The sequence below is a fragment of the Marivita sp. S2033 genome, from assembly GCF_046592965.1.
Taxonomy (GTDB): domain Bacteria; phylum Pseudomonadota; class Alphaproteobacteria; order Rhodobacterales; family Rhodobacteraceae; genus Marivita.
The window spans coordinates 1-554 of sequence record NZ_JBISBV010000053.1; the positions used below are offsets into that span (position 1 = coordinate 1).

General features: G+C 61.9%; 1 protein-coding gene. It reads right to left on the reverse strand.

Annotated features, from left to right (window positions below; translation table 11 throughout):
• Positions 1-245: 245 nt before the first annotated feature.
• Positions 246-554, reverse strand: a 309-nt coding sequence (locus ACGKZZ_RS17275) for a hypothetical protein (RefSeq protein ID WP_411224756.1), incomplete at its 5' end; no start/stop codon positions are given.

The following is a 554-nucleotide window of genomic DNA, read 5'->3' on the forward strand; positions in this document are numbered from 1 at the left end:
TAGGAAACCCTGTGATCCAATGCATTTCTTGGACATATCCGGACAAGTCGGGAAACCGGGGCCTTCTGTGGGGCAAAAACGGACCGGAAGGGTGCTTCGGGTGCGCTCACAGGCGTCGGTGCAGGGGCTAACTCTCGGGGTGAAGTGTAGGACACCCGGAAACATCCCAGCTGACCCACCACGGACCCCGGGACTACTGACCGGACCGCCCCTCACGCCGCCCCCGAGAGCGCCCTCCCGACACGCTACTCCGTCGCCCAGTTCCACACCTTTCCGGTCTGTTGCTTCGTTCCCGACCACGCCTCCGAACCGCGATCCATCAGACCTCGCCAAAGCGATGCCAGCGACGTGAGTGAAGGCAACTCGATCGACTGCAGTTCTTCCAGCGTCGGGACGGACTCCGAAGCGTAGCTCCACGCCTTACCCGGAGACTCTACCACCGCGTCCCAGACCTCCGCCCGAGAGGGGACCGACATTGAACAGACCGTCAATTCCTCCGGTGAAGGCTCCAACTCGCGATTGAAGGCGCGTTTCAGCGCGTTCATGTCTTGGAT